The sequence below is a fragment of the Asaia sp. W19 genome (assembly GCF_003994335.1).
Classification (GTDB): Bacteria; Pseudomonadota; Alphaproteobacteria; order Acetobacterales; family Acetobacteraceae; genus Asaia.
The window spans coordinates 69,688-95,254 of the sequence record NZ_PNQZ01000013.1 but is presented as its reverse complement, the minus strand read 5'-3'; the positions used below and the strand labels follow the sequence as shown (position 1 = coordinate 95,254).

17 protein-coding genes and 1 pseudogene are annotated in these 25,567 nt (G+C 60.8%); 14 read left to right on the top strand and 4 right to left on the bottom strand.

Features of this window, described 5'->3' with window-relative positions:
- The first annotated feature begins 22 nt into the window (after positions 1-22).
- On the top strand, positions 23-1,285 hold the full coding sequence (serS, locus tag C0V97_RS02075; protein ID WP_127100236.1) for a serine--tRNA ligase: 1,263 nt from the start codon (positions 23-25) through the stop codon (positions 1,283-1,285).
- A gap of 306 nt (positions 1,286-1,591) precedes the next feature.
- A complete protein-coding gene (gene dld, locus C0V97_RS02070) occupies positions 1,592-3,313 on the top strand; it encodes a D-lactate dehydrogenase (RefSeq protein ID WP_127100234.1) in 1,722 nt (573 codons plus the stop codon).
- Between the two features lie 638 nt (positions 3,314-3,951).
- Here the strand turns inward: dld and C0V97_RS02065 are convergent.
- Complete coding sequence (locus C0V97_RS02065; RefSeq protein ID WP_127100232.1) at positions 3,952-6,528, bottom strand: helicase-related protein; 2,577 nt, start codon at positions 6,526-6,528, stop codon at positions 3,952-3,954.
- Between the two features lie 274 nt (positions 6,529-6,802).
- On the opposite strand from C0V97_RS02065, the gene C0V97_RS02060 reads away from it, so the two are divergent.
- From C0V97_RS02060 to gorA, 3 genes are all read left to right on the top strand, one after another.
- Positions 6,803-8,335, top strand: coding sequence for a S10 family peptidase (locus tag C0V97_RS02060; protein ID WP_233581945.1), 1,533 nt, complete (start codon positions 6,803-6,805; stop codon positions 8,333-8,335).
- A 116-nt stretch (positions 8,336-8,451) separates the two neighbouring features.
- Positions 8,452-9,336, top strand: a complete 885-nt coding sequence (locus C0V97_RS02055; protein ID WP_127100230.1) for a ferredoxin--NADP reductase — start codon at positions 8,452-8,454, stop codon at positions 9,334-9,336.
- A 101-nt stretch (positions 9,337-9,437) separates the two neighbouring features.
- Positions 9,438-10,832 carry a glutathione-disulfide reductase gene (gene gorA, locus C0V97_RS02050; protein ID WP_127100228.1) on the top strand — a complete coding sequence of 465 codons (1,395 nt, stop codon included), beginning with the start codon at positions 9,438-9,440 and terminating at the stop codon, positions 10,830-10,832.
- A gap of 91 nt (positions 10,833-10,923) precedes the next feature.
- Here gorA and C0V97_RS02045 read toward each other — a convergent pair whose 3' ends face one another.
- The 3 genes from C0V97_RS02045 to C0V97_RS02035 form a co-directional block, all read right to left on the bottom strand.
- Positions 10,924-11,958 (bottom strand): hypothetical protein, encoded by a 1,035-nt coding sequence (locus tag C0V97_RS02045; RefSeq protein WP_199751574.1) that lies wholly within the window; start codon positions 11,956-11,958, stop codon positions 10,924-10,926.
- A 240-nt stretch (positions 11,959-12,198) separates the two neighbouring features.
- Complete coding sequence (locus C0V97_RS02040) at positions 12,199-13,029, bottom strand: alpha/beta fold hydrolase (RefSeq protein WP_127100226.1); 831 nt, start codon at positions 13,027-13,029, stop codon at positions 12,199-12,201.
- A gap of 203 nt (positions 13,030-13,232) precedes the next feature.
- Positions 13,233-13,619, bottom strand: a complete 387-nt coding sequence (locus tag C0V97_RS02035) for a hypothetical protein (protein WP_127100224.1) — start codon at positions 13,617-13,619, stop codon at positions 13,233-13,235.
- A 141-nt stretch (positions 13,620-13,760) separates the two neighbouring features.
- Between C0V97_RS02035 and alkB the strand changes: the two genes are divergently transcribed.
- The 9 genes and pseudogenes from alkB (at position 13,761) to C0V97_RS01985 (ending at position 25,517) form a co-directional block, all read left to right on the top strand.
- Positions 13,761-14,414 carry a DNA oxidative demethylase AlkB gene (gene alkB / locus C0V97_RS02030; protein ID WP_127100721.1) on the top strand — a complete coding sequence of 218 codons (654 nt, stop codon included), beginning with the start codon at positions 13,761-13,763 and terminating at the stop codon, positions 14,412-14,414.
- A gap of 61 nt (positions 14,415-14,475) precedes the next feature.
- Positions 14,476-15,870: a class II 3-deoxy-7-phosphoheptulonate synthase gene (locus C0V97_RS02025; protein ID WP_127100222.1), complete on the top strand. Its 1,395-nt coding sequence runs from the start codon at positions 14,476-14,478 to the stop codon at positions 15,868-15,870.
- The gene (locus C0V97_RS02020) at positions 15,867-17,072 is read left to right on the top strand and encodes a nicotinate phosphoribosyltransferase (protein ID WP_233581916.1); all 1,206 of its coding nucleotides are present in this window, start codon (positions 15,867-15,869) and stop codon (positions 17,070-17,072) included. The genes C0V97_RS02025 and C0V97_RS02020 overlap by 4 nt, the downstream gene beginning before the upstream one ends.
- A complete protein-coding gene (locus tag C0V97_RS02015) occupies positions 17,069-17,443 on the top strand; it encodes a hypothetical protein (protein WP_127100220.1) in 375 nt (124 codons plus the stop codon). Before C0V97_RS02020 ends, C0V97_RS02015 begins: the two co-directional genes overlap by 4 nt.
- Complete coding sequence (locus C0V97_RS02010; RefSeq protein WP_127100218.1) at positions 17,443-18,210, top strand: transcriptional initiation protein Tat; 768 nt, start codon at positions 17,443-17,445, stop codon at positions 18,208-18,210. Before C0V97_RS02015 ends, C0V97_RS02010 begins: the two co-directional genes overlap by 1 nt.
- Before the next feature lie 76 nt (positions 18,211-18,286).
- Positions 18,287-19,621 carry a glutamate--tRNA ligase gene (gene gltX, locus C0V97_RS02005; protein WP_127100216.1) on the top strand — a complete coding sequence of 445 codons (1,335 nt, stop codon included), beginning with the start codon at positions 18,287-18,289 and terminating at the stop codon, positions 19,619-19,621.
- Entirely contained in the window at positions 19,599-20,606 is a 1,008-nt protein-coding gene (locus tag C0V97_RS02000) for an ion channel (protein ID WP_158625320.1), read from the top strand. Before gltX ends, C0V97_RS02000 begins: the two co-directional genes overlap by 23 nt.
- A 348-nt stretch (positions 20,607-20,954) precedes the next feature.
- A pseudogene (locus tag C0V97_RS01995) lies at positions 20,955-22,352 on the top strand (DUF2142 domain-containing protein).
- Positions 22,353-23,078: 726 nt separating this feature from the next.
- On the top strand, positions 23,079-25,517 hold the full coding sequence (locus C0V97_RS01985) for a TonB-dependent receptor (RefSeq protein ID WP_127100208.1): 2,439 nt from the start codon (positions 23,079-23,081) through the stop codon (positions 25,515-25,517).
- Positions 25,518-25,567: the final 50 nt, after the last annotated feature.

The window sequence follows — 25,567 nt, the reverse complement described above, 5'->3', positions numbered from 1 at the left end:
GTACTGACGGGATAAGACTGAAATGCATGACTTGCGTGCCCTCCGCGCCGATCCGGCTGGTTTTGACGCAGCTCTGAACCGTCGTGGCCTGTCGCCCGTCGCCAGTGACCTGGTCAGTCGTGACGAAGAACGTCGCGCGGCGCTCCAGGTGCTTCAGGAACAACAGGCACAGCGCAAGGAGCTGGCAAAGGAGATCGGACAGGGCAAGAAGGCTGGTCAGGATACTGGCGCGCTCGAGCAAAAGGCCGTGGAACTGCGTGATCATATTGCCTCTCTCGAGGTCCGTGCCTCTCAGATCGAGGGCGAGATCAGCGCCATTCTTGCGGGCCTGCCCAATCGTCTGGATGAGACCGTGCCGGAAGGGCGTGATGAGGAGGCGAATCAGGTCGTTCATCAATGGGGCGAGGTTCCGGTTTTCGACTTTGAGCCCAAACAGCATTTCGAACTGGGTGAGCAGCTTGGCCTGATGGATTTTCCGGTCGCGGCCAAGCTGTCCGGCGCGCGCTTTACCGTGCTGCGCGGAGCGCTGGCACGGCTGGAACGCGCGCTTGGTCAGTTCATGCTCGATACCCACACGCAGGAATTCGGCTATAGCGAGACCGTCGTTCCGCTTCTGGTCAACGACGCAGCGATGTACGGCACCGACAAGCTGCCGAAATTCGCTGAGGATTCCTTTCAGACAACGGATGGTCGCTGGCTGATCCCGACCGCCGAGGTTCCGCTGACTGCCAGCGTGTCAGGCGAGATTCTCGATGCGAAAGCACTGCCTTTACGCATGACGGCCCTCTCAAGCTGCTTTCGCTCCGAGGCGGGGTCCGCCGGGCGTGATGTGCGTGGCATGCTGCGCCAGCATCAGTTCAGCAAGGTGGAACTGGTCTCGGTCACGACCCCCGAAGCCAGCGCGGATGAGCATGAGCGTATGACGCGCTGCGCCGAGACGATTCTTGAGCGGCTGAACATCCCGTATCGACGCATGTTGCTTTGTGCGGGCGATACCGGCTTTGGCGCGGCGAAGACCTTCGATCTCGAAGGCTGGCTGCCGGGACAGAAGGCGTGGCGCGAGATTTCATCGTGCTCCAACACGCGCGACTTTCAGGCGCGCCGCATGAATGCGCGCTACCGTACCGAAAACGGGCCCGCCTTCGTGCATACGCTTAATGGCTCCGGCCTGGCCGTCGGGCGCACGCTGATTGCGGTCATGGAAAACGGCCAGACGGCGGAGGGGGCTATCGAGATTCCAGCTTCCCTGCATCCCTATATGGGCGGGATCACGCGGATCGGCTGAGGGCCTCTCCGGGCGCGCGATCCCCGGCGACGCAGGGATCACGGTGGCGCTTTCCTGCCGGAGCGATCGTCGATGAGCCCCTGGGGGCAGGTTCTCTCCCGACAGGGGGAGAGCGAAAACCTGCGGAACCCGATGCGCTGCTTGGTGCACCGGGGGGACGCGGAAGGAATGATGGCAAGGGCCCGAGATGTCGGAAACGGGCCGCGCGGCCCGAAAGGGGCCGCTGACAGGGCGGGAAAAAGCTTACGGTGCCTTACTGCGGCACAGGGCGCGCGCTCTTCCGACGATGCTGAAAGGATGAGCCTCATGCGCCTGACCGAACCTACAATTCACGCTGACCGCCTTTTGGTCCTGCTTCGGCAAATTGTCGGGACGTCTCATGTGCTCGTTGCTCCTCATGCGACTGCGCCCTACACGAAGGGGTTCCGCTTCGGTGACGGCAAGGTACGCGCGGTGATCCGGCCGCGTACGCTCGTCGAGCTCTGGCGCGTGGCCGAGCTTTGCGTGGCGGCCGATCAGATCATGATCGTCCAGGCGGCCAATACCGGTCTGACCGGGGGCTCTACGCCCGACGGCAACGAGTATGATCGCCCGGTCATTCTCATCAATACGCGCCGACTGCGCGGGATGCATCTGCTGGCCGGTGGCAGGCAGGTGATCTGTCTGCCCGGTACGACGCTGCACAAGCTTGAAACCACACTGGCCCGCCATGGGCGCGAGCCGCATTCCGTTATCGGCTCCTCCTGCATCGGGGCGTCGGTCCTGGGGGGGATAAGCAATAATTCCGGCGGCGCTCTGGTGCAGCGAGGGCCGGCCTATACCGAGATGGCGCTTTTCGCGCGGGTGACCGAAGATCGCCGACTCGAACTCGTCAACCATCTCGGGATCCGTCTGGACCCGGACCCGATCAAGGCGCTGACCCGACTAGAAAGCGGTGCTCTCACCCGCGACGAGATCGAATGGTCAGGGGCGAAGGGCCATGATCAGGACTATGTCACCCATGTGCGTGATGTGGATGCCGAAACCCCGGCGCGCTTCAATCAGGATGAAAAGCGCTGGTTCGAGGCATCGGGCTGCGCGGGCAAGCTCATCGTGTTTGCAGTGCGTGTCGACAGCTTCCCGGCAGATGCCGATAGCCGGGTCTTCTATATCGGCACGAACAGCACGGATGCGCTGGAGGATCTGCGCCGCCATCTGCTGACAGCCTATGACGAGTTGCCCATCGCAGGTGAATACATGCATCGCGATGCCTTTCGCATCGCCGAGGAATATGGTCGCGATACGGTGGCGCTCATCCGCATCATCGGCACGCGGTCCATCCCGCGTCTTTTTGCCGCCAAGGCGTGGCTCGATAACCTGCTTGGCCGATTTGATTTCCTGCCAGACCATGTGACCGATCGGGTCATGCAGAAGCTGGGCCGGCTCCTGCCGCAGCAAATACCCGCAAAGATGCGGGAATTCGAAAAACGTTTCGCGCATCATCTGATGCTTCGTGTGTCATCGCGCCTCGCGCCGCAAATCGAGGCGTATTTGAAGACAACCATGCAGGGCGAGGCAGGAGGGTGGTTCGCCTGTACCCCTGATGAGGGCAAGCGCGCCTTTCTGCATCGTTTCGCTGCTGCCGGTGCGGCGCTGCGATACCGCGCGGTCCACGGAAAAAAAGCGGGAGAAATCGTGGCTCTCGACATAGCGCTCAGGCGCAATGAGCGCGCATGGTTCGAAACTCTGCCAGCATCACTCGAAGCGCGTATCGCACGCGCGCTCCATTACGGGCATTTTCTATGCCACGTGATGCATCAGGATTATGTTCTGAAACCGGGAGAATCCGCCGAGGCGGTAGAGCACGAGATGCTTCGTCTGCTAGATGCGCGCGGCGCGCGTTATCCGGCAGAGCATAATCTGGGGCATCTTTATGAGGCGGGGGAGGCGATATTGTCTCACTACCGGGATCTGGACCCGTGCAACTGTCTCAATCCCGGTATTGGAAGGTCGACAAAGGAACGAAACTGGAAAGCCGAAAGTATCTGAGGACATTAGGAGGAAGAGTGGCCCTGCGCATGGCCTGTTCATGCAGGAGGCGAAGGGCCGAGGCGCACCTTTACGGTGGGCCAACTCCTTTATATTTGGCATCTGCAAAGAAAACCCGGACCGAGGTCATAGTTTTCGGCGAAAATGTGCTTACGGAAAAACCAGACGACATATCTGTATTCCTTCTTCACATGGCGCAGGATGCGCACTATTTCGCGGAGTCCGAAGTTTGCTTTCAACTTCAGAAATATTTCTGAAGAATTACTTGAAGCAATCTCCGTTGCCGCAAGGAAACGCTAGCGCGGTTTTTGTGAAGAATGGAAGAACTTTTTGCGTCGTTTTCCGGAAAATTTTTAGCGCGCCATCATGTCGCTGCGCTCAAACGTCCTGGAAATCGAGGTTTGAGGGACACTCGAGCCTCTCCTGAGACGGTTTGCGACTCGGCGAGCGACTCGATCTTTTGAGGCAAGAGCAAAGCGTCGATCTTCCTTCAGGCATGTGCATCGACCCTGCCCCTGAAGCGAAGCGATATGATGCGCCTGATTTCATGCCTCAGCAGTGACACTCATCGCCCCGCGAGGCTTATGAAGCCGCAAGGGGAGGGCACGACATGGAACAGCAAGTGCTGAAAAGCGGCCTCAGCCGCGCCTGCGTCCGTTATTCGAGCCCTTGCGGGCGCCGCCGCCTGCCCCCTTGAAACGCTTCTTGCCGGGAGCGCCGCCAGTCGGGCGTTCGCTATTTTCGCGTCCCCCCTCACGCCCGCCGCCATGGGCGTGGCCTCCTTGCGGTCTGGGGCCACGTCCGGGGCCGGAATAGCTTCCCCCTGAACGGTCACCTCCTGATCGCTCACCACTGGCACGGTCACCGAAGCCCCTGGCACCGCCGCGCCTGCCGGGCGCGGCGCGTTTCTGGTGTTCGCGCTCGCGGCTCTGCTGACGCAGCACGGCCTCGATCCAGTCATTCAGCGCCGTCGTGTTGTCCTCAGCGGCCTGCTTGTCTGTGTAGGCATCGGCGAAGCGCAGCGAGAGCCAGCGCCACGCCACGAGGCGCTTGTGGCGCTTCTCGGCGCGTTCGAGTTCCTCGCGCCCGGCCTGTGAGGGCTGAACCAGACGCCCCGTGCCGGGCGGGGGTACACGACGCCCGGCCGCATGGTCGCTGGCCCAGCCGACCAGCCGCGAAATGCCGTTATCGCGCTCATCGATGGGGCACATGGCATAGACCCAGCGCTGGGTAAGGGAGAGCCCTTCCACACCTTCCAGCGCCGAGGCGATCTCGAAGGCCTGATCCATATCGGCCAAACGGTAATTCGGGTCATCGGCGCGCAGCACGGCGCGCTTGATGCGCACGAGCACACCGTAAAGGCTATCGGTTTCGATTTCCTCAGCTACGGCGCGCACGATATCGGCATCCGGTTGCACAAGGGGGCGCAGTTCCGTGATGGGCTCGGGCGGTGCAGCGAGCATCTTGCGGATATGGGCCGGTGTGCCTGCCTCGCCCAGCACGGCGACGACGCCGTTTTCATGATGGCCGTAGCGCCCAGCGCGCCCGCCAATCTGCTTGATCTCCTGCGCCGTCAGGTCACGCGTCTGCTTGCCGTCATATTTGCGCAGTGCACTGAACACGACGCGCTTGATGGACAGGTTGAGCCCCATGCCGATGGCATCGGTCGCGACCAGAATTTCGGCCTCGTCATTATTGAAGCGCGCGGCTTCGGCGCGGCGCACCTCAGGGCTCAGCGCGCCATAAACCACGGCCACGCGCTTGCCGAGCGTCAGAAGTTCAGCGCGCAGATCCAGAACCTCGCGACGTGAGAAGGCAATAAGTGCATCGCCCGCCTCCAGATCGCGCAGGCGCAAAGGCGCGCTGGCGGCGCGAAGCGGGGACTTGCGCTCGAGGCTGATCTCGTCCAGCGGATCGTCGCAAAGTTCGGCGATGCGCCTGATGAGCGGAATACAATCCGGTGCTCCCAGAATGTAAAGATGACGCGCTGGCACGCCCATGATGGCAGCCGTCCAGGCGGCACCACGGTCGGGGTCCATCAGCATCTGCGCCTCATCGATCAGGGCAACATCGACCGGGTTATGAAACGGGCACATCTCGACCGTTGCGGCCAGATGGCGCGCCCCGGGAAACTCGATGCGCTCCTCGCCCGTGGCGAGTGAGGCGGGAACACCGCGAGACAGCAGGGACTCGCGGAATTCATGCGCCAGAAGGCGTAGCGGCGCGAGCGCGAGACCGCTCTCGGCATTGGCCAGAGCATTGAGCGCGGTATAGGATTTGCCCGAGTTGGTCGGGCCGGTGACCAGCGTGATCCGACGCTTGAGCGAGCGCGCCGTGCGGAAATGCGCGACATAACGATCAAGCGCCGCTACACGGGCAATGACCGCATTCCCCACCTTGCGTCCGGCGAGAGCCGGCGTGCCTTTTTCTCCTCCGCGCCACTCGGCCAGCTGCGAACGCAGGCGCTTGAGAATTTCGGGATCGAACTCGAATTTCTCTGTACCGTCGGGTTGCGGAGTGCGGCGGGTGACCGGCAGGCGGTTCTCGGCAATCCAGCGTAGCGCCTCGCGCGGGGTGCAATGCAGGATGGCCGGCACCTGATCGAACCCGACAAGGCTATCTTCCCATGCCTTGAGGCGCTCGTTTTCCCGCTTGCGGCGTGCCTCGGCGCGTGCCTCGATGCGCTCTTCCTCTTCGCGACGCGCTTTCTCGCTTGCGATCAGCTCAGCCTCGAAGCCGGTATCTTCCACTCCGAAAGCCGAGGCGATGATCTGGGCAAGGCGATCGATCTGCCCGCCCGAGAGGAAAGTGCCCGCATCGGTCAGATCGGCCTGCACGGCCTCCAGTACATCGCGTGGCGTATGGCCCATATCGCGAAAACGCGCGGCCAGCGTGTCGTCCAGCGTGGCGCGCAGGAGATCCGGCGTCGCGCGCGGGTCGTGCACGCGGCTCACGGCATCGAGCATATCTGCCTTGCTGATCCAGAGCTCGCCCGCGCGGCGGGTGAGGTTCATGAGCTGCGCCGCCCAGTCTTTCCGTCGAACGTCGCAGATCAGCCGCTCATATTCCGAAGCGAGGATGGTGTTCGTCCCCGGTACGAGGCTGCGCGCGATCAGTTTGAGGAGGCGCGGCTCCTCCTTGGGGCTGGGCGAGAGGCCGGTTTCCTCAATCGCAACAGAGAGCGCGTGATCGGCGGGGGAGAGTGCTGAATCCATAGATACGTTTGTGCGATAGGACACGTTTCGCTGCAACGGGAGACTTGCGACATCCCCACTTTCGCCCTCCTATACGCAACCGGAACGAAACTCACGGTTACGACACGAGGAGACCCTGGTGCGGTTCAAGAAAGCTTCACGACTTTCCGCCATTCTGGCTTCTGCAACGCTGATGGGCAGTACGGCGCTCGCAGCGCCTGATATGCCGCCGCCGCATATGGGGCCGCCACCTCCACCCGGTGCTGGCCCTGATGGCGGGCCTATAGGTGGTCCCATGGGTGGCCCGGGTGAGGTGCACGGCCCCGCCTATCTGATGAAGCCGCAGCATGTTCTGAGCGATGGCAGCGCCACCATTCGCGGTCAGGTCATACCGTATCAGGCAGAATCCGGTACGCTGATCGTTCATCCTGAAGGCTGGGATGACGCCAATCCCGATCCCAAGGTCCCGCAGGCTGTCGCCTCCATTTTCTACGTCGCCTATCTCAAGAAGGGTGCGCATCCCGAAAACCGGCCCATCACCTTCATCTATAATGGCGGCCCCGGCTCCTCCACCGTCTGGCTGCATATGGGCGCACTCGGTCCCAAGCGCGTCGTGACCTCGGACGACGTGCATACCCCCGCCGCGCCGTACAAGCTGGTGGATAACGACGATTCCCTGCTGGACTCGACCGATCTCGTCTTTATCGACGCCCCGGGAACAGGCTTTGGTCGCGTGGTCGGCAAGGATCGGGACAAGGCCTTCTACGGCACCGATCCCGATGCCGCGGCCTTTACCGATTTCATTGCCCAGTTTCTGGCCCGTCACGGGCGCTACAACTCGCCCAAATATCTCTTCGGCGAGAGCTATGGCACCACACGCTCGGCCATCGTCGCCAATGCGCTGGCGTCGGAGAAGGGGATCGACCTCAATGGCGTGATTCTGCTGTCGCAGATCCTGAATTACGGGAATTCCATCGATCGCGCCCAGAGCAATCCGAGCAACGATCAGCCTTATGTGCTGGGCCTGCCGAGCTTTGCCGCGACGGCCTGGTATCATCACAAGCTGCCTGATCAGCCTGCCGATCTGAAAACCTTCCTTGCCGAGGTCGAGCATTTTGCCCTGACCGACTACACCTCCGCCCTGCAGGACGGCACCGGGATCAGCGATGAAAAACTCAAGGCCACGGCCGAAAAGCTGCATCGCTATACCGGTCTGCCGGTCGATTACCTGATCAAGGCTGATCTGCGCGTGAACGGGGGCGAATTCGCCAAGACGCTGCTGGGTGAGGAGGGGCGGGATACGGGTCGCCTCGACAGCCGCTTCTCGGGACCGAGCCTGGACCCGCTGGCCCAGCGGCCCGCCTATGATCCGCAATCTGCGGCGATGGAGTCCGCTTATGTCGCAGCGTTCAATGACTACGCGCGCAAGACGCTGCATTACGGGGCCGATCCGTCCTTTGGCGATGGCTACATGGAATATCGCGTGAGTGCCCATAGCATCGGAAAATGGAGCTTCACCCACAAGCAGCCCGACCAGCGCGGCGCGGCGCGGGGGGAGCCGAATGTGCTGCCGGACCTCGCCATGGCCATGAAGACCAACCCGTCACTTCAGGTCATGCTGAACCAGGGCTATTATGATCTCGGTACCCCCTATTTCGAGGGCGTGTACGAGATGCGCCACCTCCCAATCCCGCGCGCGCTCTCGAAGAATGTCGAGATCAAGCAATATGCATCTGGTCATATGGTCTACGCCCATCTGCCTGCGCTGAAGGAAATGCACGATAACGTGTCGCAGTTTATCGCAAGGACGCATCCAAAATCGTCGTAATAATTTAAAACAGACGAAGCTGTGGGGTTTTCAAACGGCGGAAGGATGCTCTAGAAATTTCGCCACTTTGGGCGGTGTCAGACCGCCCGCCCCCTGCTCCCTGCGAAAGAGTGCCGATGAACGCGCCTGTCTCCCTGCCGATGCCCATTATTGCCGAGCCGCTTTCGGGGCTCCTTCCTCTCGAGGGCCATCCCGGCCAGTATCGTCTGGCACCGCCCAGCAAGGAATATGGGCATCTTCAGGCCTGCGAGGTTCTGAGCGTCCATCACTGGACCGATCGTCTGTTCACCTTCACCTGCACCCGCGACCCTGGACTGCGCTTCGAAAACGGTCAGTTCACGATGATCGGCATTGAGGTTGAGGGCAAGCCGCTGCTGCGCGCCTATTCCATTGCCTCAGCCAATTACGAGGAAGAGCTCGAATTCCTCTCCATCGCGGTGGAAGACGGTCCGCTGACCTCGCGCCTGCGCCATGTGAAGGTGGGCGATACCGTGCTCGTCGGTCGCAAGCCGGTGGGCACGCTGTTGCTCGATAATCTGCGCCCGGGCCGCAATCTCTATTTCCTGTCAACGGGCACGGGCCTTGCACCCTTCATGAGCCTGATCGAAGATCCGGAATGCTATGAGCGTTACGAGAATGTGGTGCTGAGCCATACCGTGCGCGTCTCTGGCGAGCTGGCTTATATGAACCATATCCGCCACGATCTGCCGAACCACGAATTCCTGGGCGAATTCGTGTCCAAGCAGCTCCGCTATTATCCGGCTGTTACGCGTGAAGACTTCCCGGTGACCGATCGTATCACCACGTTGATCGAGAACGGCAAGATCTTCGAGGATCTGGGCCTTCCCAAGCTGGACCCCGAGCATGACCGCGTCATGATCTGCGGGTCGCCCGAGATGCTGGCCGATACCGAAAAGCTCCTTCTTTCCATGGGCTTTGACGAAGGCAATATGAGCAACCAGGGTTCCTATGTCGTCGAGAAGGCCTTTGCGGAACGTTGAGCCCTCTCGTCCCGTTCTGAACGGGCGCAAGACAGAATACTGATTATGCCATGCGCGGCCGGGAGGTTTCCCGGCCGCGTTTCATTTGGGGGAGGGGCTTCATGCCGGATTTCGATGTTTTCGTGATTGGCGCCGGATCGGGCGGTGTCCGCTTTGCGCGTATCGCCGCGCAGAACGGGGCCAAGGTCGCCATTGCCGAAAGCCGACATTGGGGTGGCACCTGCGTCAATCTGGGCTGTGTGCCCAAGAAGCTCATGGTCTATGCCTCGGAGGGTGCCGAAGCTGCAGAAGACGCCCGCGCCTATGGCTGGGACATCAAGACCGGCGCGCATGACTGGCAGAAACTGATCGCCGCCAAGGACAAGGAAATCGAGCGGCTCGACGGGATCTACAAATCCATGCTGGGCAAGGCAGGGGTCGAGCTTTTTATCGGGCGGGCCAAGCTTATCGACGCCAACACCATCGAGATCGGCCCGGGACCGCTGGACGAGCAGGCGGAGCCGAGGCGGGTCACCGCCAAGCGCATCGTGATTGCCACGGGCGGACGCCCCACGCGCCCCCCCATCGAGGGCGCGGAACACGCCATCATATCCGATCAGGCCTTCCACCTGAAAGCGCGCCCGGAGCGTATCTGCATTATCGGCGGCGGCTATATCGGGGTCGAGTTCGCCGGGATTTTCGCCGGACTGGGGTCACAGGTCGATCTCGTCTTCCGTCAGGACCTGCCTTTGCGCGGTTTCGATCAGGAATTACGTGAGAAACTGCATGAGGCGCTGCCGCATCATGGCATCACGGTCCATGCGGGTCAGAGCCCGGAGCGGATCGAAAAACTAGGTGAGTCCAGTTATCGTGTCACCCTCGGCAATGGCGAGAGCATCGAGACCGGACTTGTTTTCTTTGCCACCGGACGCAAGCCCAATATCGATGGGCTCGGGCTGGAAGCCGTCGGCGTGACGCTCAAGAATGGCGCCGTTGCAGTCGATGAGCGATCGGCGACCAATATCGCCAATATCTTCGCGATTGGTGATGTGACGGACCGGATCAACCTCACCCCCGTCGCGATTGCGGAAGGGCATATCCTGGCCGAGACCCTGTATGCCGGTCAGGCCAGAAGCTGGTCATTCGAGACGACACCCAAGGCCGTGTTCTTCTCGGAGACCCTCGCCAGTGTCGGCTTGACGGAAGAAGAGGCCGTGGGGGAGGCAGATATCGAGGTGTTCACTGCCGCGTTTCGTCCTTTGCGTCAGACCCTGATCGGGCGGGATCGCAAGGCGTTCATGAAGCTGATCGTCGAGCGTGAAAGCCAGAAAGTGGTGGGCGCGCATATGATGGGCGATGCGGCGGCAGAGATGATGCAGGGCATCGCCATTGCGGTCACGGCCGGGCTCAAGAAAATCGATTTCGACCGCACGATCGGCATTCACCCGACCACAGCGGAAGAATTTGTCACCATGCGCACGCCCACGCGTCAACGCGAGCGCACGCTCCGCTCCTGAACCGCCTTCCGAACCGTTTCCAACCCGGCCAAACGCGCGCATCGTCGGGTTGGGGCCTCTTTCGTTTCGTGCCTCGAGTTACCGGCTGAGGCTAGGGAACCGCGTGGCGCACGGGTTCGGGCAGTTTTCTCGACAGAGGCGCCGGAGCCGAGCCGGTGGCGGGGTCGTAGCCAGGGTTGTCCGGATCGTCAGGATGGGTTGGCGGAAGGGGGGAGAGGCCGCTCTCTTTCCAGGCGCGGGTCACCAGATCGCGCAGCATCGCCGATGCCGCGGCGCAACGCTCATAGACGAGGCTCCGGGCCTCCCGATTGCCGGCGTCGTGCAATGCGCCGTCCCGGTCCAGACGGTAAACGGTTTCGACATCCCGATGCGACCGGTCGAGATAGGCAAGCACGGCAGTAAAGACATCGCTGTGCTGATGCGCGACCGGCGCCAGATACGGGACAATATCGCTTTCCGAGAGGCCGATCAGGTTGACGTAATCGGTCTCGAAGCGGCCATGAACAGCCGGATCGCGGGTATAATGCGCCGGGTTCGGCCCGACCCAGCCATCATGATGAACGGTGACATGCAGGGGCTGGGAGCCATCGGCAATGTAATGCCCCATCCAGGCCACCAGAAACGCCGTATCGGTCTCGAACGGCGTGGTGTCCACGCCCTTCAGACGCAACGCCCGTATGAGCCGCATATCGGCGACCAGACGGCCATATCCCTCCAATACCGCATAAGGCAGAGTGCCGGTCCAGCGTATGTTCATGCGTTGTGCCGTGCCCGGGTCGCTCCGGGCAAGGCGCTCATGCTCGCGATAAAGCGACAGAAGGAAAGCGATACGCGAGCGCGGGATAGTGGTTATGAAGGCGAATTGTTCGCGAAACCATCCGTGGTTGGGGTCTTCTTCCATTTTGGAAAAGGCCTCGCTTTCGGCCCGCCAAGTATCGGGCAAGGTGGCCGATCGCGCGATCAGCGCCTCTTGCGCCTTCAGATAGACGGGACCGTCATCGGGGAGTGCATCTATGGCCGCGCGATTGATGACGCCATGCGCCCGTTCGCCCCAACCATAAACCGTGCAGGGGCACAGCAATGAAATTGCGATCAGCCCTGCAAACACGCCTCTCGGGTAGAACAACAAGACGGTCCTTCCGTGCATCCATGAACGAATGAGGCAGGATAGACCGTGAGCGCGCGTGGTAAGGTGACGCTTCGATGATATTGCCGGAAGGACGGAGTGACCCGAGCCTCGTCGCGGCATGGCATCCGCAGAGTGCTCGCTTAGTGTCGCCGCTTGTTTGGCCATGGCATGGCCCATGAAGCGGCGCGTGACAGGCCCATCACCCGGGTAACGAAGATTACCCGGGTGGAACGCGTATCAGAGTGCCGTGCTGGACAGGAAAGCCAGAAGATCGCGATTGAGCGCCTCGGCATCGGTCGCGAAAAGGCCATGAGGGGCGCTATCATACTCCACATAGCGCGCATGGGGCACGAGATCCTTCACGCGCTTGCCCGTCAGTTCATAGGGCACGGTCTTGTCGCCCGTGCCATGCACGACGAGCGTAGGCACGGTGAAAGCCGCCAGATCGGGGCGGAAATCGGTGCGGCTGAAGCTGTCGATACAATCCAGCGTGGCGTTCGGGCTTGCCATGATACCCAGCGTGAAGCTCCAGTCGATCAGCGCCTGGCTGACCGGCTTGCGGATCATGCTCACGCCGTAGAAGCTCTTGAGGAACTCAGCCAGGAAGGCGAAGCGGTCACGCCGTATCTGGGCCTTGAAATCCGCGAAGACATCGACAGGGACGCCGTCGGGATTGCTGCTGTCCTGAAGAAGATAGGGCACGACCGAGGCAACCAGGGCGACGCCTGCGAGACGCGTCGTGCCGTACCGGCTCAGATAGCGTGCGACCTCGCCACCCCCCATGGAGAACCCGACAAGCGTGAGGTCTGTCAGGTCGAGGCTTTCGATCAACTCGGCCAGATCGGCGGTGAGGGTGTCGTAATCATAGCCGCCAAAGGGATGACTCGATTGACCGAAGCCACGACGGTCATAGGTGATGACCCGGTAACCGGCCTCGAGCAGCGCGAGGGTCTGGTATTCCCACATGTCGCCGGTGAGCGGCCAGCCATGGATCAGCAGGACGGGGCGACCCACACCCATATCCTTGTAATGGAGAGAATTTCCGTCGCGCAGCTTGAGAGAGGGCATGGTCTCATCCTTTCCGGTTCGCCCGTCATAGGGGGCGGTGATTCCGGAAAGAAGAACCGGGACCGAGGCAGGGAGTTCCTGCCCGGGTCAGGAGTGCGCTTTCACCGGGGCGTGAGACCCACCAGGGCTGGCCTCACATTCTCAGGTCGGCTCGTGTGACAGCGGGCAGAGAAGAGATGTCGGGCAGGGGCGCAATAAGGTGATCAGCGCGGGGCAACCCAGCCGTTACCCGAGGCGTCGCCCAGCTGACCGCTCTGGACAGGGCTGCTATTGGAATAGGCTGAGCCGAACTTGCTCAGATCCGCGCCGGTCACCGCATCGCGCTGCACATTATCGGCGTGATCCGGATCGGGGCCATGCTGAAACTCGGTGCTCGGTGTTTCCTGATAGCCGGGCGGCAGGGAGTGACGCCCCTTTGCGGTCAGATGCTCGCCCTTGCCATGATATTCCACGCCCGTGTCATTGGCCGTGTTCTGCGGGGCATGGGCCTCGCTGGGTGCGTTCTGCCCGGTGAACTGGGCGAAAGCCGTTCCGGCGGGCAGGGCGAAAAGAGAGGCAGCCAGTAAGGCGGCGCGTCGGCGCGTTGACATCGAAGCATTCCCTTGCAGTTTCGTCCCATTCGGCAAGGCCTACAGGAACGGTGGTTGCCATTTCGGAAATAAGCCCGATCTCTGGCGCAGTCAGAGACTCCAAGTAATTCGTGAGATCGGAGGCGGCAAGAGCCTATCGTGATGGACGACCTCTTCAATGCGGTACGACAGACAGAGACCCTGGGACCGGATGCCGTTTTCCTGCCCGGGCGGGCGCTCGAGCAGGAACGCGACCTGGTCGAGACGATAGAAGCAATTGCCGCTTTTTCTCCCCTTCGCCGATTGCAGACACCGGGTGGACGGCAGTTCTCGGTCCGCATGACAAATTGTGGCGAGCTGGGCTGGCACTCGGACAGGGGCGGCTATCGTTACGAGTCCGTCGACCCTCTGACCGGCAGGAAATGGCCCGGTTTGCCCCGGGAATGGTCCCGGCTCGCGCGTGATCTGGCGCGAGAGGCAGGTTTTGACGGGTTCACGCCGCAAGCCTGTCTGATCAATTGCTATGAACCGGGTGCGCGGATGGGGCTGCATCAGGACCGTGACGAGGAGGCATTGGAAAGTCCGATCGTCTCGATTTCTCTGGGGGTTCCGGCCCTGTTTCTCTTTGGCGGGGTGGCCAAGACCGACGCCGTTCGCAAGATCCCCCTGTTGAGCGGCGATGTCGTCGTCTGGGGAGGCCGGTCACGGCTGTTTTATCACGGCATCGCCCCGCTCAAACCGGGCACGCACCCGCTGACCGGCGCGCTGCGATGGAATCTCACCTTCCGCCGGGTGAGGGCGCAGGATAGCCCCTAGGCGTATGGGCTATTAGGCTCCATACTAAGTTCCCTTTTTTCAACCAAAGGAAGACGCTCTCATGCACCCGAACCGCGAATCCGCTGCGCACGCCGGCTGGACGCCGTCGAGCTGGCGGTCGCACCCCATCCGCCAGGCGCCCCAATATCTGGATGCAGCCGCGCTCGACTCTGTCGAAGCCCGTCTGCGGCGATATCCGCCACTGGTGTTTGCGGGTGAGACGCGGCGCCTCAAGAGCCAGCTTGCCAAGGCAGCGCGTGGCGAGGCCTTTGTGCTGCAGGGCGGTGCCTGTGCCGAGAGCTTCAACGAGTTCACGGCTGATATCGTGCGCGACACGTTCCGTGTGCTCCTGCAGATGGCAGTCGTTCTCACCTTTGGAGCCAAGGTGCCGGTCATCAAGATCGGTCGCATGGCGGGGCAATATGCCAAGCCGCGCTCTTCCGACACAGAGACGCAAGACGGCGTCACCTTACCCTGCTATCGCGGTGACATCATCAACGGGCCGGAATTCACGGAATCCGCCCGCCTGCCTGATCCAGGGCGCATGGAAACCGGCTATTTCCAGTCTGCCGGCGTTATGAACCTGCTGCGCGCCTTCGCATCGGGGGGCTATGCGAATCTGCATGAGGTGCATCGCTGGAATCTGGGCTTCGTCAAGCGTTCGCCTCTGGCCGAGCGCTATCAGGATCTGGCCCAGCGCATCGATGAGACGCTCTCCTTCATGGGGGCCTGTGGGTTCAACCAGAGCGCCCCCCAGATCAACGAGACCGAGTTCTATACGTCTCATGAGGCGCTGCTTCTGCCCTATGAGCAGGCACTCACGCGCATCGATAGCCTGAGCGAGAACTGGTACGATTGCTCGGCCCATTTTCTCTGGATCGGCGATCGCACACGCCAGCCCGATGGGGCGCATGTCGAGTTCCTGCGCGGCGTGGGCAATCCGATCGGCATCAAGGTTGGACCGACGACCACGCTGGACGATCTGGAAAACCTGCTCGATATCCTCAACCCGAAGGATGAGGCAGGACGCATCACGCTCATCTCGCGCATGGGTGCCAGCAAGGTCGGGGATTTCCTGCCGCCTCTGCTCGACAAGGTCCAGGCAAGCGGTCGCACCGTCACATGGCTGTGCGACCCGATGCATGGCAACACCATCAGCACGGCTGACAAGGTCAAGACGCGCTCCTTTGACTCCATTCTGGGCGAAGTGAAGGGTTTCTTCTCCGTCTTCCAGAAGGCCGGGCTCCGTCCGGGCGGCATCCATATCGAGATGACCGGCCAGGATGTGACCGAATGCGTGGGCGGCGCCCAGTGCCTGACCGAGGCTGACCTGGCCGGGCGCTACGAAACCTTCTGCGATCCGCGTCTCAATGCGGAGCAGTCGCTTGAGATGGCCTTCCTCCTCGCCGAGGAACTGACGGGCCATTTCCGTGACCACGGGGCGCTTCGGGGATGACCCCGCCCAAGGCGGATGAGGGACGCGCAGCACTCGATGCGGCGCTCAGCCCCAGACTCTCGCTGACGCCTGGCGAGATCGCGGCACGGACGGATGCGTATTTCAATCGCACCCAGGCCATTGTGTCGCGCTTCGGCGAGTGTGAGGTCACCTATGCGCTGTTCATCCGGCGCCCGGTGATTGCTGCGCACGGGCTGATGGTGGCCTGGCTCGAAAACGTGGCGCGCGAGCAGGGTTTCGAGGTCGCGATCGACATCATCTCGGCGGAAGGAAGCTGGGTCGGGGCAGGAGAGCCCCTGCTTTATCTGACCGGCCCCTTTACGAAGCTTGCTCCGCTGGAAACCCTGCTGCTCCAGAAGCTCGGCTCGGCCTGTGTGGCTGCGCATAATGCCTATCAGATGGCGCTCGCTTTGCCGGATGCCGCCTTCATGGCCATGGAGGCCCGTCATTGCGCCGGGTTCGAAATGCAGGAGATGATGGGCTATGCGGCGTCCATCGGGTCGCGCGCTGCACGACGCGAGGGCGCGCGTGGTTTCGTTGGCTGTGCCAATGACGTGACCGCGGCCTTCTTCGGTCAGGATCACGGGCTGGGGACCATGCCCCATGCGCTGATCGGCTATGCCGGCTCCACGTTGCGCGCCGCCGAGATGTATCGCGAGGTCTATCCCGACGATCCGCTGGTGGTGCTGGTCGATTATTTCGGTCAGGAGATCACTGATGCGCTGGCCGTCTGCCATCGTTTTCCGGAACTGGCGGCGCAGGGGCGCATCAGTGTGCGTCTCGACACCCATGGTGGGCGCTTCATCGAGGGGCTTGATCCCCAGTCGTCCTATGCCGTGCTGGAACGTCATACGCCGGGCACGATCAGGCGCTATCGCTCCGATCACGAATTGAAGGATCTGGTCGGGACGGGCGTTTCGGCAGCCGCGATCTGGTGGATGCGTGAACAGTTGAATGCGGCGGGCTTCACGGAAGTGAAGATCATCGTCTCCTCAGGGTTCGGTCTGGAGAAATGCATGACCATGCGCGACTCCCACGCCCCGCTCGATGTGGTCGGCACCGGATCGTTTATTCCGGTCAAATGGAACGAAACCTACGCCACCGCCGATATCGTCGCTTATGACGGGGAGAAGCGGGTCAAGGTCGGCCGCGAATTCCTCCTTCAGAAGATACAGAGCAAGTCCAAGGAGAATGGCGCATGAGCAGCTCAGAAGCAGAACCCGATCGCGGCTGGTTCGTCAGGATTCTTGATAATTCGGGTGGCGCCGAGGAGGGGATCGTCGAGGAGGTCAAGGACTTCCAGGACCTTGCCCATGCCAATGCCTATGCCCGGGCCTATGTGCGTGACAGTGTGGAACGCTGCCGTGTTGGCGGGGCTGTCGGGCGTGAGGTGCTGGAAGCCTGGTTTTCGTTTGGTGAGGACGCGATTGTGGTCGAAGCCGGGGATGATGGCTGGAAATCGGCCTCGGAACTCGAGGATTTCGCGGCGACGCCTGCCACCCCCATGGAACGTGACTGGCGTACGCTCGACCCGCGACGACTTGTGGAGGATGACGAGGAGGTAGAGCTCTGATGACCCTGCCGCGTCGTCAGCTCATCATCGCCGCTACCTCTCTGGGTGTCGTTCTTCCTTTCGCCGCGCGGGCCGCACGGCCGGTGCTACCGACCCCCGCGCCCCCGGCCCCCGAAACCCATCTGCCGGATCTGAGCCGCCAGTTGACCGCTTTGCCGCGTCGTCGTGAGTTCACGACGCTGCCTCGGCTGCTGGATCATCCGGATCTGTGGGACGACGTCGCCTTCGATGCTCTGCGCGCCTATCGCGGGGCGGAGCGGATGATCGGGACGGGGACTGCCCTTTCCGGGGCCTGGCCCGTCGAGGCTCAGAATCTGCTGAACAGCGAGATCTTTGCCTTCGGTCATCCCGACGCGCTTCTGGTCATGGCGCTCTGGGGCGAGGCGCAGCTTGCGCTTTATGACGAGGCCGCATGGTCGCAATTCGATCTCGCCCGCCTGACCTCGCCGGGGCAATCTCCGCTGCCGCTCAAGCAGAGCGCTACGGGGAGCTCTCGCCACCATCAGGACGAATTGGGCGCGTATGGCGCGGCGGGGCGCGGTATTCCGGCACTTCAGGCACGCGGCGTTGTGTTTCTGGCCTGCCATAACGCGGTCTGGGCTCATGCGGGGCGTCTGCTGGCACTGGGTGCCGTCCCGGGAAATCCCGCACAGGAGCAGCTTGCGGCGCAGCTCACGAATCATCTCGACAAGCGGGCGATTGTTACACCCAGCGCGTTGGGCGCACTGGCCGAGTTGCAGCGCGCCGGTTTCTCGCGCGTTTTCTGAACGCGCCTGAAGTTCTGATCGTGCTCGGCGCGCACGGGCACTGGCAAATTGCCCGCGCGCTTGGCATAGAAGCAGCATGAAACTGCGCTTCGCCCCCAGCCCGACCGGCTATCTTCATGTTGGTAATGCCCGTCTGGCCATTGCCAACGCCCTCTATGCCCGCAAGCATGGTGCCCAATTCCTGCTGCGCATCGACGATACCGATCTGGAACGCTCAAAGGCGGAGTATGAGCAGGGCATCAAGACCGATCTGGAATGGCTCGGTCTGGACTGGGACGAAATGGCGCATCAGTCCGAGCGTCTCGATCGCTATGCCAAGGCCATTGAGGCCCTCAAGGCGTCCGGTCGGCTCTATCCCTGTTTCGAGAGCGAGCAGGAACTGGCCGCCAAGCGCGAGGCGCGGCTCAAGGCACGCAAGCCCCCCATCTATGACCGGGCCATGCTGCGCCTGACCGCCGATCAGCGCGAACGGGCCGAGGCCAATGGCAAGGTGCCGTATTGGCGCTTCAAACTGTCGGACGGCCATAAGAGCTGGCGCGACCTGGTCATGGGAGATCTGTCGGTCAAGCTGACGGCCATCTCCGACCCTGTTCTGGTCCGCGCCGATGGCACGGTGCTCTACACCTTGGCTTCGGTCGTGGACGATATGGAACTCGACGTGACCCATATCATCCGGGGCGAGGATCATATCACCAATACCGGCGTGCAACTCGACATCATCGAGGCTCTGGGCGGCCGTTCTTCACGTTTTACCTTCGCACATCTGCCGCTCCTGCTGGACGAGGGCGGTGGCAAGCTGTCCAAGCGTTTCGACTCCCTCTCTCTGAGAGCGCTTCGCCATGACGGTATGGAGCCGCAATCGGTGGTCTCCTACCTTTCGAAGATCGGCAGTTCGGATGACCCTGTGCCGATGACGCTCGAGGAATCGATTGCCAGCTACGATCTGTCCCATGTCTCGCGCTCTGCGGCGCGTTTCGACATGCAGCATCTGCTCGGGCTCAATCGCCGTCTGCTTCATACGCTCGATTTCGAGGCAGTGAAGACGCGCTTGCCCGAGGGCGCGAGCGAGGCCTTCTGGAACGCCATTCGCGGCAATGTCGATCTGACCGGCGAGATCGCGTTCTGGTGGGACGTGGTGCAGGGCGAGATTGCGCCGCCTTCCCTGAGTGGCGAGGCGGAGTTCCTGGCACAAGCCCGGCAAACCCTGCCTGCAGAATCCTGGGATGGCGAAGTCTGGAAGCAGTGGATCAACGCCCTCAAGGAGGTCTCAGGCCGCAAGGGCAAGGCCTTGTTCCATCCGCTGCGCCTCGCCTTGACAGGGGAAGAGGCCGGACCGGAACTGCATGCGCTTCTGCCGCTCATGGGGCGCGCCCTTGTGTTGCGTCGCCTTGAAGAAGCTGCACTGGCCTGAGCAGGGCAAGGGCGAAAAGGACGTGAAGGGCGACCAGAGCCAGAAAGGACCCCTCGAATGGGGCCGCCTCCTCAAGGGTCGGGTTGGGTTGCCGCTCCAGGGGCAGGAGGATGAACTGGATGCGGGGCAGAAACGCGAGCGTTCTGCGGTGGTACGGATCGGCATCGGCAGCAATTTCTGGACCGATCTCTATCACCACGCCCTGACCACCTCCTGGCCCCGCTTCATGGGGTGGTCGACCATCGCCTATGTCGTCGTCAATCTGGCTTTCGCACTGCTCTATCGCCTGTGCGATGCGCGTATCAACAACGCCGCTGATCTCGATCTGCTGGCATTGTTTTTCTTCAGCGTGCAGACTCTCTCGACCGTCGGCTATGGGGTCATGGCCCCCACAGGCCACATGGCGAACGCGCTCGTGTCGATTGAAGCCTTGCTGGGCATGATGGTCAATGCGCTCTCGACCGGTGTCGTATTTGCGCGATTCTCCAGGCCGCGCGCCCAGATCCTGTTCAGTCAGGTGGGGGTGATCAGCCAGCAGGCCAGCCCGCCAGCACTCTGCATAAGGCTCGCCAACTCACGCAAGAGTGCCGTCCTGGCGATGGACGTTCAGCTCTCGCTTTCCCAGTTCGTGATTGGAGAGGGCGGATACCCGACGCGCATCTTTTCTCCGTTGAAGCTGCTTCAATCCCAAGTGCCCGAACTGCGCTTCATCGAGACGCTGGTGCATCCGATCGACAGTACCAGCCCGCTCACATTGCTGAGCCTCGAGCAGCTTGATGCCACCCACGCCGAAATCCTGGTGACCGTGCGCGGCACGGATGAAGCCACAGGCCAGGCTGTTCTGCTGCAACGCAGCTATGACCACGCCCGGATGATGAAGGGAATGCGCTTTGTCGACATGGTGATCCATGACGGACAGGGAACCTATCGCATCGACTATCGCCGCCTTCATGACATCGAAAAGGAAGCTGATCGGCCCGTTTGATCGGCTGGAGCACTTGCTCAGGGGCCCGGCCTGAAGCGCGGCAGGAGAATAGGGCATCGTGATGCCAGTTAAACTTTTGCCTGTGACTCATATCGAAGCTGTAAACATCTTGCCATGAAACCGTCGGGGTGCGACGAGGAACCCGTTCAGGCATGTCGACTCACATCCTGCAGCGATGGACGCGCGAAATTACGCCACGGAGGAGCGGTTTCTCGCAGAACCAGCCCGCAAGTGTTTGGGGATTGGCGGTAAACCGATGCTGCGCGCAGTCTGGGGCGATGAGATGCAGGTCAGTGGGCCCGAATTGGTGTCGACGTGTATGAAGCGTTATGGAGATCGGTCAGGAATATGGTTTTCTTCGATAAATTGCGTCAGAATTTCTCGCATGTGCGGGAAAGCTGGTTTCTGGCGAGCCTATACCTTTTCTGCGGCTGTATTTGCGTCGCGTTTCTTGCGGCGATCGTTCCCCCTTTTGAGAACTCCGACGAGTTCAACCACCTCAAGCGTGTCGATCAGATTCTCACCGGTCATCTCATCGCCTGGAAACACGGTACACCAGCGCGTTCGGGGGGAAAGGTCGAGGTCGGTATCGATCAACTGGATCAGATCTACGGTGCCATGCGCTTTCATGCTGAAGTGAAAGTAACACCCGACATGATCCGGCGCGGTTCAGCGATCCGGCTCGGCAACAGGGGATATCAGGATTTCTCCAATACGGCGATCTACTCGCCACTCCTCTACATTCCCAACGTTGTGGGTCTGGGTATGGCGAGGCTTATTCACGTCAACCTTCATCACGCTCTGATCGTCAGTCGGGCTTTCGGTGGCGTTGCCTGTGTCCTGCTTGGGGCTCTCTCCATTTATCTGATGCCGGGTGTTGGGGCGACTTTTCTGTTTGTCATTCTCTCCCTCCCGATGACGCTCTCACTTTTCGCCTCCATCAGTCAGGATGGGTTGATGATCTGCTCGGCGACGCTGGCAGCCGCCTTGATGGCACGCATCGGCTCATTGGCGAGTTCGAGGCCGGATACAGCGGTCAGGGTTCTTTTTGTACTCGTAACACTTCTCACGCTTGGGCGCCCTGCCTATGCTCCTCTGATCTTTATTCCGTTCTTTTTTGCATCCCGTGAAAATTGGCGCAGCCTTCTCAAGTATTGTCTAATCTCTCTGCTGATCGTTGGTGCGTGGTCTCTGCTCGTCAAGTTCTTCGTGATGATACCTATGTGGGAGGGGCGCTCTTCATCCGGTCAGGTTCTGTTCCTGCTTCATCATCCTTTCCATGCCATACGTCTTGTCGTGAGTGCGTTTACCTCCCATCAGGGAATGGAGGGCATTGCCTTTTAGAAGGAAATGATCGGAGTTCTCGGGTGGATCGACGTCGTACTCCCCGCCTGGTTCTATGATCTGACAGCGCTTGTGCTGATTGCGGTACTCGTCTCTGGATGGAGGGCTGGGCTTGACGCGCGATCTTTGCTGAACTCCTCCTTTATCACCCTGATACTTGCCGGAAGCATTTTCCTTATCTTCCTGCTCGAATACATTACTTTCACGCCTGTGGGAGCGGATTATGTGTTCGGCGTACAGGGGAGATACTTTATTCCTCTTCTCCCATTTATGGTTTTTCTCATGCCTATGCGGGAAGCCCCACGTATCGCCTGGAGTGCGCGTGCACTGGCACTGTGCTGGATGCTTCTCTCGGTTGACGTCACCCTGTATCGCGTGACGGCGCGTTACTACATTCCGTAAGGGCCGAGTATACCCGGACTTTGAATCGCAGCGATGCTGCCAAAATCGCTTCTGAAGACGCTCTGGCGGGCAGATTGAAGGCTTTCTCGCCTGTGAAGAACACTTCATCAATGGAGGGTGTCCGATTGCCGGGATATGAATGCGTCAATAGTCGGCCTCCATCAAGGAGGCCGACCTTTCTAAAGTTCCACGGTAATGCGGTTGAGCTCGCCACGTCGGATTTGCGGGTGGAAGGGGCAGCGTACGGTAGCAAAGCGAGCTGGCCAGCGCTTACTGATAGGTCTTACGCTTTTCCGCCTCTTATGCTTACGCCCTCGACCATCGGCGGAACAAGCGTGTAATAATTCTATAATATGAATCAATTATGACGATGAAATAATATCTTCATCGTTCATACTTACTTCGCCACAAAACTATTTCTTTTTCGAATTAATTGAAACTGTCCCGATACGGTTTGTCACTGCGCTGCACCGATCGGGATTGTGTTCGGTTCGAAATGAGCCCGGACGGCGCGTGGCGGCCCCTATCCGGTCAGGAGAGAGTTTTGTGTTGAGAGGTAAGAGACTGTGCCTTGTGGTCACTTTTCTTTGCTGTACCGGCTCGGCCTTTGCCGCTGACCTGCAGGGAAGTGCAGGGCAGGGCGACCCATCTACTGGAATTGCATCGGGTCGCGCAGAAAAGGCAGATTCAGTCAGTGCCCCTCCCGGGAGGGGCGCCCCCCAGGATATGATCGGCGGATCTGTTCGTCGGGGTGAGGTTCCCAGAAAAACCAGACGTCATCCGGCCAGCCGCCGGGGTGCTGCCGGGCAGGAAACGACCGTTGGCGCTGCGAAAGACCCGGTGCAGGTCGCAGCAGCCCCCCCATCGAAAGCGGCACATCTGGCGGCAAAGAAGCACGCAGCGCATGTTTCGACGCCAGAAAGCATCAGCGTGACCGGCACCGGTCATGGGCGCAACGTCCAGAAAGATCCGGCATCGATCACGGTTTTCAGTGCCAAACAACTTGCCAATCGTCATGTCGTTTCGCTTGTCGATCTGGGTGACGGCTCCATCCCCTCGCTGCGTATCGCCCAGTTCTCGGGGCGTAATTCAGCACTTGTCGTGAATATTCGCGGCGTCGGCGTTCTCGGAGACAGCAACCAGCCCGCACGAGACCAGGGCGTGGGCGTGTATATCGATGGCGTCTATGTCGCGCGTCCTCAGGCTCTGGGTACCGCCTTGTTCGATGTCGAGAGTATGGAGGTACTCAAGGGCCCGCAAGGGACGCTTTTCGGGCGTAATACCGAGGCTGGTGCGCTCAACATCATTACCCGCAAGCCAACCGGAAAATTCGGAATGCGCCTGGTGGGCGGTTTCGGTAATTACAGCAGCAGCAAGGGCGAGTTGCATCTTGATCTGCCCGCCTTTCACGATCTCGCCATCAAGGTCGATGCGGTCACTGCGCATCGCTCGCCCCTTGTCTCGAATCCGCTGCCGGATACGGGCGGGTTCAACCAGTATGACAAGCATGGCGTGCATGTTGAGGCGCTCTATCGTCCGGTCGATAATTTTTCCGCCGATTATGCCTATGACAATTCCTATGACAGCACGACCACGCTCTGGATGCAGTTGCTGAAAGGCGGGTCGAACAAGCTCGCCAAACTCGCGACCTTACAAACTGCGCGCGCCAAAGAGGCCAATATCGGCGTGCCCGAGCGGCCGAGCATCGGGAAAAATAGCGGGCACCGCATGACGCTCGACTATAAGGCGATACCCCAATATCTGGCGTTTCGTTCGATCACGGCTTATCGCTCCCTCAGTCAGAGCCAGTTCGATAACGGCATGGCTTCAGGCAGTATGTCCAATACCTCGGGCAATTTCCTCGGCATGAACTTTGCGCGTAACTCGCTCGCGGGATTCTGGCAGAACCAGATCAGTCAGGAAATCCAGGCCTTTGGGCATACCAAGCGCCTGAAATACCAGGGTGGCTTTATCTATTATCGCGAGCATGCCTCCGATAATGCGCAGGCCTTCTACACCAACCAGTTCACCGATGCGGCGGGCAGTGCCTACAAGCTGCTTTCCGGCCCGGCCTATGATGACTGGAGCCTTCAACCCATCGATCGCGCCAGCCATGTGACGTCCAAGAGCTGGGGTGTCTATGGTAACGCCGTCTATACCCCGCCCGTGCTGCACGATGCCCTGCACCTGACTGCGGGGCTGCGCTGGTCGCATGACGGCAAGCAGGGCACACTGACCACGGTGAATAACAAGGCTCCCGTGAATACGGCGGGCGTCTCGGGCCCGATCGATTTCGGTGCCGGATGGTCGCGTGTTGATCCGTTGCTCGAAATCAGCGGCGACCTGACCCGACATGTGCTGCTCTATGGGAAATGGAGTACTGGCTACAAGCCGGGTGGTGCCAATTCACGCGCGCAGGATTACGAAGCCTTCGGCCCTGAATCGGTCTCGATGTTCGAAGTCGGCTCCAAGACCGAATTTCTCGATCACCGCGCGCGTTTCAATGTTGCGGGGTATTGGGGGGATTACAAAGACATCCAGGTTGACTTCAGCCGACCTTACCAAATCGGTAATCAGCTGACGACGCGCACGACGACCTCGACCATCAACGCGCCCGGCCATGGCGATTTGAGTGGTGTCGAAGCGGAGCTGAATGTCACCCCGTTGCGCTACCTGACAATCGGGTTCTCCTACGCCTATAACTATGTCCATATCCCTCCGACCGCGAACCCCTATCCGAACTCGATCGGCGTGGTCAGCCCGATGCTGGTGCCGATCTACCAGAGCTATACGCCGGCGCATTCGGGGAGCTTTCAGGTGGATTACGTGCGGCCGTTCCAGGGCTTTACCGTGCTCGCGCATCTCGATGGGAATATCGATAGCGGCTATTATGCCAACACGACCGACCCGGTCTATCTTGGCACCGGAAACCCGAAAAATGTCTATCAGCCCAAAGGGGATAGCGGCCTGATCGTCAATGGGCGTGTGGCGGTGTCCAATGTGCGGCTGGGGAATACCGGCAGTAAGGCCACGTTCTCGCTCTGGGCGCGTAACCTGTTTGCCGAGCAGCATGTATATTTCAAGACGCTGGGCGTTACGACGGGCCTGCAGGGCTATTACAATGAGGCGCGTCAATTTGGCGGACAGGTCGAGCTTGCTTTCTGAGCCCGGCCTCGTCAGGGAGGGCATCGCCCCCCTGATCCGCCCCTTTCTCC